The following is an 8,891-nucleotide window of genomic DNA, read 5'->3' as shown; positions in this document are numbered from 1 at the left end:
TCGCGCCGCCGCGACCGTCTGCGCCAGCAGTTCTTCCATGCCCACCTCGCCCAACCGCTGACGCCAGCGCGTGAGCGAACTGGGGTTGCACGGCACGGGTGGCAAGGTCGGGGCCAGCGCATCTTCCAGATCACCCCAAGGCATCCGGCTGGCCAGCTTCGCCAGGGGATGCCGCAGGTCGATCTGGTTCTCAAGGCGAGAACGGAACAACTCGTCGGCGTGGGCCGCGGCACTGTCGGCGGCAGCGGAGCGCTTGCGCATGGGCTGGTTCCAAACTGCAAGAAATCAGCCCTCAGCGTATCGAAAACTGGTAGCTCCGGCACGCATGAAAAGCGTCAAAAACGCTATGCGTCATGCGTCGACTGAGTTCTTCAGGGACGACGAATTGGACTCCAAATCACCGCGCTACTCAAAACCGGGGGGACGTCGGCTGGACAGCAGCTCGTCGGGATTCCTCGTGGTTGCGCTTGCTCATCGTGTCTCCGGGCTATGCGGCAGCTTCCTGCCTGCGACCCGTTTACACAAAATCTAGGGAAGCTCTGAATAACGCAGCCCGAATGCGCAAAATGCGGGGAAAATGGCATGCAAGGCCCTTCGATTGTCGTTTCAAGCGCCGCTTGTGGCGCTTTGCGGCGGGATTTCCCGCCTCATAGGCGCAACTCCCCTGCGTTGGCCAGAATTCGTCGCCGCACCATCCACAAGTTCGACAGCGCAAACAACGTCTGCAACTGAGCGTTGTTCCTGGCCAGCCCCCGGTAACGTGTCTTCTGGAAGCCAAATTGCTGCTTGAGCACTCGGAACGGATGCTCCACGCGTGCGCGCACCTTGGCCTTCAGATGTTCGACCCACTCGGTCACGCGCTTCAACTCGCCTTCCGGTAGCGCGTTGACCTTATGTCGACGCTCAGCAATGTGCCAAGTCAATCGACGCTTGCGCTTTAGCTCCTCCCGCTTGTCTGCACCGGTGTAGCCGGCATCCCCGAAGACGAGCCGCTCCTTGCCATGCAGCAACGCGTGCGTCTGCGTGACATCGGCCACATTGGCCGACGTCGTCACCACCGTATGCACCAGGCCCGATTCGTAGTCCGCGCCAATATGCGCCTTCAGCCCGAAGAACCATTGGTTGCCCTTCTTGGCCTGATGCATCTCAGGGTCGCGCGTGCCGGTGCTGTTCTTGGTTGAACTCGGGGCATGAACAATCGTCGCATCCACCATGGTCCCCTGCCGCAGTAGCAAACCGCGCCGGGACAGGTCTGCATTCACCGCCGACAGCAGCTTCGCCGCCAGGCCGTGGCGTTCCAACAAATGACGGAAGTGCAGCATCGTCGTCTCATCCGGAATCGCCTCCAGCAGCGACAACTTCGCAAACTGGCGCAACGAGGCTATCTCGTACAACGCTTCTTCCATCGCCGGGTCGCTCAAGGCATACCACTGCTGCAGAAAGTGAATGCGCAACATCGTCTCCAGCGCGTAGGGCTGACGACCCGGACGGCCCGACTTCGGGTAATGCGGGGCAATCAGCTTCAGCAGCGCATTCCACGGCACCACTTGCTCCATCTCCGCCAGAAACACTTCCCGCCGCGTCTGCTTGCGTTTACCCGCGTACTCCGCATCGCCGAACGTTAGCTGCGTCATCGCTTCACACCACTTGCTTCAATGGTTGCTATTGTCCAACATCGTGCGGGAATTGTTCAGAGGTTCCCTAGGACACGCCCCCGTCTCGTGTGCTGGCGGCTCATAGTGCGGAGTCTCCAGGGTGGACTCCCGATAGGTCAAACGGCTGCTGCCTCCCCGGCAGAGCCGGGGGACTCCCACGAGTTGGTCTAGGGATTCAAGAGGTAGCGCCAGATGCCTGATCGATGAAGGCATCGTGCAAGCGTGCAAGAAATCCAGCAACCGGCGAACTGACTCAAAGTGTTCTTTGGCGCGGCTTCCGGCCTCCCGGCTGAAGCAAACTACTCACACGCCTTCACGAAGGCTCTCAATTTTCCTGGCATAGCTTCGTTCGCTGCAACCTTTGGGAAATCCCAAAGGTTGCGAATGAAGAAGCACCGATTATTTAGAAACAACGAACTCCCATGCGTAGTCAGTCCCAGTATTCCCTAGAGCAGTAGCCTTATGCAAAGAAAAGGACTGAAAAACGCTTGCTCCGCTTAAGATATGAACTTCTGTCTTCCCAGAGCTACCGACTCTTTTTATACCGTAAATATCCGGTTTCCCATCCAGATCATAATCAGCGACTTTGAAATCCCATAAACCGTCTGTTCCAGTGGCTCCCAAAGCAGTTGCCTTATTAAGAAGGAACGATTTAAATCCACCCGCTCCATTCAACACATGAGCCTCAGTGCGGCCAGACAAGCCATTTTTCTTGATTGCATAAATATCAAGGTTTCCATCCTTATTGTAATCACCTAACTCAAACTTCCACGCATCGTTGACACCAGTGGCGCCAAGTGCCGTTGCACTGTGCAGAAGATAGGTTTGAAACTTATCAGCACCACTCAGAACATGGACATCTGTTTTTCCACTCCCTCCAGTTCTGTCAATGCCATACAGATCCAACTTCCCGTCCTTATTGTAATCGCCTAACCGGAATTCCCATCGGCCATCGGTCCCGGTTCTCGCTTGAGCAGTAGCTACGTTCAATAGATAGGATTTGAACCCACTTTTTCCATCCATAATGTGAACCTCAGTTTTACCAGAGGCCCCCATTTTCTTCACTGCGTACAGGTCAAGAATACCGTCCCCATTGTAATCCCCCAACTGGAACTCCCAAGAACGATCATTCCCACTGCGGGCTAGAGTTGTAGCAAGATTTCTTGAATAACTCTGGAAGTCACTGTATCCGGTCAGAGAATGCATTTCCGTATAACCAGAGGAACCTTGCTTCTTTATTACATGAAGGTTGGGGGTGCTATCGAAAGGCACTACCGTGGCACGGAACTGTGCTACCAGAGGAATAGTCTGATTCAAGCTACGTGCATTGTCCGTCGCATTAGCCACGCCGCACGCACGGCCCCCACAGATGGTAATTGCGGGGTTTGAAAAAGTGCGATAAGGCGTCTGATTATTATCGCCATAAGACATGATCGTATAGAAGTTCCCATTCGACGAATCGGTCTTCATGCCAAAGGAATAGGCATAGGCGCCATACTGCAGACTGTTGTCGCTCTTCCTCGAATTATCGCGATCATGGGCAGAACCCATGACATGGCCCACCTCATGCACCAAGGTTTCGGGCGCACAGAAATAGCTGTTGCCGTCGGTGCCCGTGTCGCTGCCGTCGCTGACCACCGCGAAACCAAAATCGTCATCAGCGCTGGGAACGATAGCGGTCTGATCCGCACCGTTCAACCAGGCGATACCGCAGCCATCATTCTCCGGCGTCTGGAACTTCCGTACCAAGACGACCACGTCTGCGCCATATTCATTGCGGGCGGTGTGAAGAGGTTGAAGCGCCGAGGGGATGGAAACCGGCGAGGTGCCATTGTGTCCGGTGAGCGCGCTCAGCACATCGCTGTTCTTGGTATTGTCGGCATAGTTGACTTCGACCGCACGTACCATCCGAAGATAACCGTTGATGTTGCTATTGGTATACGCCTGGTTGGCCACCTGCATCAGGAAGGTGAGTCGTGTAACCGCGGCGGACTGGCTACCCTCCCGAGCCCTGAAACCCTGCGTATACCCGACCGCAACATCGATAGTATTGGCAGAGGTGGGTGGGGCGCTGGCCATCACCGTTGCCGACTGCTGTACCGGTGCCGACTGTTGCACCTGCTGCGCTAGCGATTCGCGCAACGCCAGTGCCGGCGGCACCATCATGTCGGTAGTGCCGCTGTTGGGCGACTTCTGCTTGGACAGATCGGTGGTCACTGCGAACAGCGATCCGCTACGGGTCTGCAGGCTCAGCGGCGCAGCGCCGTTGGGCTGCGGAATGGAACCGTAAACGGCCTTTTCGCCGAAGGTGATGATGGCTTCCTGCATCTGGTCGCCGTCGACAAGCCGCCCCACCCAGGTCCAGTTGCCGTCGGGATGTTCTTCATGGCGCTCGTAGCGCAGCTTGACCTGGCTGCCATCCGGCGAAGGGATGATCATTTCGCCGGTGAGCAACGACTTGATCGCGTGCTCTTCGCTGATTGCAACCGGATACCAGGTGTAGGCGCCTTCCTGCTTGCTGGCGGTGCGGTTGTTGCGATAACTCATCAATGCGCCACGGTCTGGCGAGTTCGCTATCGATTGCGACGCGTCACGAGCAACCGGCCGCGCTTTAGCCAGCAAATTGGCGTTCTTCTCCGCGGTAGATGATGCCGCCCCCCGCAACTGCCCCAGTTGGCTGCCCGGGTCCCCACCGCTGCAGCCGGCCAACAGAATAATCGACGCGCAAGCGCCGCCAAAGCGAAACTTCATGAGAACCCTCAAGCTATCCGGTGTTATACCCCTGAGTTTCAACTATAACCCAGGCCATGGAAAAGAGCGGTGAAGCCGGGGATTTCGTGCTTGGGGTCTTCCGGATATACAGCCTGGCTTAAGGATTCCGCCTGGCCTGGCGGCTTTTCTCAGCCATTTCGATACTCGCAGCGCATTTTCGCTGCGACCGGCCGCTATTTCTTGAACGGCACCCCGGTTTTGCCGCGCAGCTCATCATCCGTGACGCCGTCCGCAGTTTCCACCAGGACCAGGCCGTCCGCGGTCACGTCGAATACCGCCAGGTCGGTGATGATGCGGTCCACCACCCCCACCCCGGTCAGCGGCAGGTCGCACTGCGGCAGGATTTTGTGACTGCCGTCTTTCGCGACGTGCTCCATCAGCACAACGATGCGCTTGACCCCCGCGACCAGGTCCATGGCCCCCCCCATGCCCTTGACCATCTTGCCAGGGACCATCCAGTTGGCCAGATCGCCCTTGTCGGTGACCTGCATGGCGCCCAGCACTGCCAGGTCGATATGGCCGCCGCGGATCATCGCGAACGAGTCGTGGCTGCCGAAATAACTGGCGCCCGCCCGCGCGGTGACGGTCTGCTTGCCGGCGTTGATCAGGTCGGCATCGATTTCGGCCTCGGTCGGGAACGGGCCGATGCCGAGCAACCCGTTTTCGGACTGCAACCAGACATCCATTCCCTCGGGGATATGGTTGGCCACCAGGGTCGGCAGGCCGATGCCCAGGTTCACGTAGGCGCCGTCGATCAGCTCGCGCGCAGCGCGTTGGGCCATTTCATCGCGGGTCCAGGCCATCACTTGTCTCCTGCCATGCGCACGGTGCGCTGCTCGATGCGCTTTTCGGGGTTGGGGTTGTGGACGATGCGGTCCACGTAGATGCCGGGCAGATGGACATGGTCCGGATCGATATCGCCGATCTCCACCACCTGTTCAACCTCGGCCACGCAGACCATGCCGGCCATGGCACAGGCTGGATTGAAGTTGCGTGCGGTCTTGCGGAACACCAGGTTGCCGGCCTTGTCGGCTTTCCAGGCCTTGACCAGGGCCACATCGGCTTTCAGCGCGGTTTCCAGCACGTAGTGATGGCCATCGTCGAACTGCCGGGTCTCCTTGCCTTCGGCGACGATGGTGCCGTAGCCGGTGCGGGTGAAGAACGCCGGGATGCCGGCCCCGCCGGCGCGCAATCGCTCGGCCAGGGTGCCTTGCGGATTGAATTCCAGCTCCAGCTCGCCAGCCAGGTATTGGCGTTCGAACTCCTTGTTCTCGCCCACATAGGACGAAATCATCTTGCGGATCTGGCGGGTTTCCAGCAGCAGGCCCAGGCCGAAGCCATCGACGCCGGCGTTGTTGGAAATCGCCGTCAAGCCGGTCACGCCGCTGTCGCGCAGGGCGACGATCAGCGCTTCCGGGATGCCGCATAGGCCGAAGCCCCCGACCGCCAGCGTCTGGCCATCGGCAACGATGCCCTGCAACGCCGCTTCTGCGCTGGGGAAGAGTTTGCTCTTGGCTGCGCCAAGCGATGGCGCGGATATGACAGCTTCAGCCATGACCATGTCCGTTTCTGGATGAACGCCCATTCTACCCACGCCCCCGAGCGTGACACAGGTACTTTCGGGCAATTGGAAACTGCGGGGTTTCCTGCGTTTAGACTGGAGGGCATGAAAACGCTAGCCCTTGTCACCGCCGTCGCCGCCGCCAGCCACGACGAAGATCTGGCCCCCTTGCTGGATGCCTGTGCGCGCGCCGGTATCCAGGCCCGCGCAGTGGCCTGGGATGACGCCAGCGTCAGTTGGCAGCGCTTCGATGCGGTGCTGCTGCGCTCGCCCTGGGACTACACGGAACGGCTGCCCGAGTTCCTGGCCTGGTGCGAGCGGGTCAGCGCAACTGCCATGCTGATCAATCCGTTGCACGTGATTCGCTGGAATACCGACAAGCACTATCTTTCCGACCTGCTGACGCTCGGAGTGCCGGTGGTGCCGACCGTCTTCGTCGAACCCGATGCCGAACCGCTGGACGCGCTGCAAGGCTTCCTGGACGGACAATCGGCGGAGGAACTGGTGATCAAGCCCGCGGTCAGCGCAGGTGCCCGCGACACCCAACGCTACCGGCGCGATCAGCAGTTCGCGGCCGGCAATCACCTGGCGCGCCTGCTGGATCAGCAACGCAGCGCGATGCTGCAACCTTACCTGCCTGCCGTCGACAGTGCCGGCGAGACCGCCCTGCTCTATTTCGATGGCCGGTTCAGCCATGCCATCCGCAAGGGGCCGTTGTTGCTGCCTGGCGGCTCCGATCAAGCGGACCCTTTTGCCCTCGGAGACATCACCGCCTGTCCCGCTGGCGCCGACGAACTGGCCCTGGCCGAACGGACGCTTGCCGCTACCGGCCGCCTGCTCCAGTTGGAGCAGCCGCTGGCCTATGCCCGGATCGACCTGATTCGCGACGCAGATGGACGCCCCCGGCTACTGGAACTGGAACTCACCGAGCCCTCGCTGTTCTTCGATCAGGTTCCTGGCAGCGCCGACCGCTTTGCGGCTACCCTGGCGGCTCGCCTGGCCGATGACACCGTACGCACTCGCACGGGGAGCGGCTGACCGGTAAAATCGGGCTTCTGCCCTCGGCCAGCCAACGCGGCCGGGTCTTTTCGTAGCTCAAGGAATTCCCACAGGATGAAGATTCTCGTCGCCTACAAGCGCGTGGTGGACTACAACGTCCGCATCCAGGTCAAGCCGGACGGGTCCGGCGTGGTCACCGACGGCGTCAAACTGTCGGCCAACCCCTTCGATGAAATCGCACTGGAAGAAGCCCTGCGACTACGCGACAAGGGCATCGCCACCGAAGTCGTGGTCGCCACGATTGCCCCCGCCGACGCCCAGGCCCACTTGCGCAACGGACTGGCCATGGGTGCCAACCGGGCCATCCATGTGGTCACCGATCAGGCCATCCAACCGCTGACCGCCGCCCGTACGTTGCTCAAGCTGGTCGAAAAAGAGCAGCCGGACCTGGTAATCCTGGGCAAGCAGGCGATCGATGACGACGCCAACCAGACCGGGCAGATGCTGGCCACGATCTGGGGCCGGCCGCAGGCCACCTTCGCTTCCAAGCTCGAAATTGCCGATGGCAAAGCCACCGTCACCCGCGAGGTCGACGCCGGCCTGGAAACGCTGGAGGTAGACCTGCCGGCCGTCGTCACCACCGATCTGCGCCTGAACGAGCCGCGCTTCATCAAGCTGCCGGACATCATGAAGGCCAAGAGCAAACCGATGGAAACGCTGCAACTGGCCGAACTGGGCGTGGACGCCGCCGATACGCTGAAAACCACCCAGTACGCCCCGCCGCCGAAGCGCAGCAAGGGCGTGATGGTCAAGGATGCGGCTGAACTGGTTGCCGCCCTGAAGGCCAAAGGCCTGCTGTAACGCTTTTAGCCCCCTCTTCCGCTGGCGGGAGAGGGTTGGGGCGAGGGCGCGAAGCCAAGCTGCCGCGACCTGCCCACCTTTCCGGAGATTCCTTCATGTCCAAAGTTCTTGTCATCGCCGAACACCTGGACGGCAAGCTCAACGCCGCCACCGCTAAGACCGTCAGCGCCGCGCAGGCGTTGTCGCCGGAATCCATCGATGTCGCGGTGCTGGCCGCCGACCCCGCCGCCGTTGCTGCCGAAGCGTCCCAGATCGCAGGCGTGACCAAGGTGCTGACCGTGGCCAATGCCGCCAATGACCATGCGCTCGCGCAGGTGCTCGCCCCGCAGGTCGCCAAACTGGCCGCCGGCTACAGCCATGTATTCGGCCCGTCCACGACCTTCGGCAAGGACCTGATGCCCTGCGTTGCTGCCCTGCTCGGAGTAAATCAGGTCTCGGATCTGATGACGATGGAAGGCCCGTACACCTTCAAGCGCCCCATCTATGCTGGCAACGCCATCATCACTGTCGAGGCCCCGGCCGATCAGACCGTGGTTGCCACCGTGCGCACCGCCTCCTGGCCCGAAGCCGACAAGGGTGGCAATGCCCCGGTGGAAGCCGTTTCTGTCGAAGCCACGCTACCCGGCCACACCCGTTTTGTCGGTCTGGCCGCCGGGAAATCCGACCGTCCCGACCTGCAGAGCGCCAAGCGCGTGGTCTCCGGCGGCCGCGGCGTGGGTTCGCTGGAGAACTTCGCCATCATCTACGCCCTGGCTGACAAGCTGGGCGCCGCCGTCGGCGCCTCGCGCGCCGCGGTCGATGCCGGCTACTGCCCCAACGAAATGCAGGTTGGCCAGACCGGCAAGATCATCGCCCCGGAACTTTACGTAGCCGTGGGCATCTCCGGCGCCATCCAGCACCTGACCGGCATCAAGGACGCCGGCACCATCGTGGCCATCAACAAGGACGCCGAGGCTCCGATTTTCGAGGTGGCCGACATCGGGCTGGTGGGGGATTTGTTCAAGTTGCTGCCTGAGTTGGAAGCGGCGCTTTAGTCCTTCAAA

7 protein-coding genes and 1 pseudogene are annotated in these 8,891 nt (G+C 60.6%); 3 read left to right on the top strand and 5 right to left on the bottom strand.

What is annotated here, in order from left to right:
* The 5 genes and pseudogenes from CRO39_RS09350 to CRO39_RS09330 form a co-directional block, all read right to left on the bottom strand.
* Positions 1–261, bottom strand: a pseudogene (locus CRO39_RS09350) (IS5/IS1182 family transposase); the annotation flags it as partial.
* Between the two features lie 386 nt (positions 262–647).
* Entirely contained in the window at positions 648–1,634 is a 987-nt protein-coding gene (locus CRO39_RS09345; protein WP_097121614.1) for an IS5 family transposase, read from the bottom strand.
* A 420-nt stretch (positions 1,635–2,054) separates the two neighbouring features.
* A complete protein-coding gene (locus CRO39_RS09340; RefSeq protein ID WP_097121613.1) occupies positions 2,055–4,406 on the bottom strand; it encodes a reprolysin-like metallopeptidase in 2,352 nt (783 codons plus the stop codon).
* Between the two features lie 194 nt (positions 4,407–4,600).
* On the bottom strand, positions 4,601–5,230 hold the full coding sequence (locus CRO39_RS09335) for a CoA transferase subunit B (RefSeq protein ID WP_097121612.1): 630 nt from the start codon (positions 5,228–5,230) through the stop codon (positions 4,601–4,603).
* A complete protein-coding gene (locus CRO39_RS09330; RefSeq protein WP_097121651.1) occupies positions 5,230–5,982 on the bottom strand; it encodes a CoA transferase subunit A in 753 nt (250 codons plus the stop codon). Before CRO39_RS09330 ends, CRO39_RS09335 begins: the two co-directional genes overlap by 1 nt.
* A 111-nt stretch (positions 5,983–6,093) precedes the next feature.
* Between CRO39_RS09330 and CRO39_RS09325 the strand changes: the two genes are divergently transcribed.
* The 3 genes from CRO39_RS09325 to CRO39_RS09315 all read left to right on the top strand — a co-directional run bounded on the left by CRO39_RS09325 (position 6,094) and on the right by CRO39_RS09315 (position 8,882).
* Positions 6,094–7,026, top strand: a complete 933-nt coding sequence (locus tag CRO39_RS09325) for an ATP-grasp domain-containing protein (protein ID WP_097121611.1) — start codon at positions 6,094–6,096, stop codon at positions 7,024–7,026.
* Positions 7,027–7,101: 75 nt separating this feature from the next.
* A complete protein-coding gene (locus CRO39_RS09320; RefSeq protein ID WP_097121610.1) occupies positions 7,102–7,848 on the top strand; it encodes an electron transfer flavoprotein subunit beta/FixA family protein in 747 nt (248 codons plus the stop codon).
* A 95-nt stretch (positions 7,849–7,943) separates the two neighbouring features.
* Complete coding sequence (locus CRO39_RS09315) at positions 7,944–8,882, top strand: electron transfer flavoprotein subunit alpha/FixB family protein (protein ID WP_097121609.1); 939 nt, start codon at positions 7,944–7,946, stop codon at positions 8,880–8,882.
* Positions 8,883–8,891 lie beyond the last annotated feature (9 nt).

The organism is Pseudoxanthomonas wuyuanensis, assembly GCF_900215535.1.
Classification (GTDB): Bacteria; Pseudomonadota; Gammaproteobacteria; order Xanthomonadales; family Xanthomonadaceae; genus Pseudoxanthomonas_A; species Pseudoxanthomonas_A wuyuanensis.
This window is presented reverse-complemented; position numbering and strand designations above follow the sequence as displayed.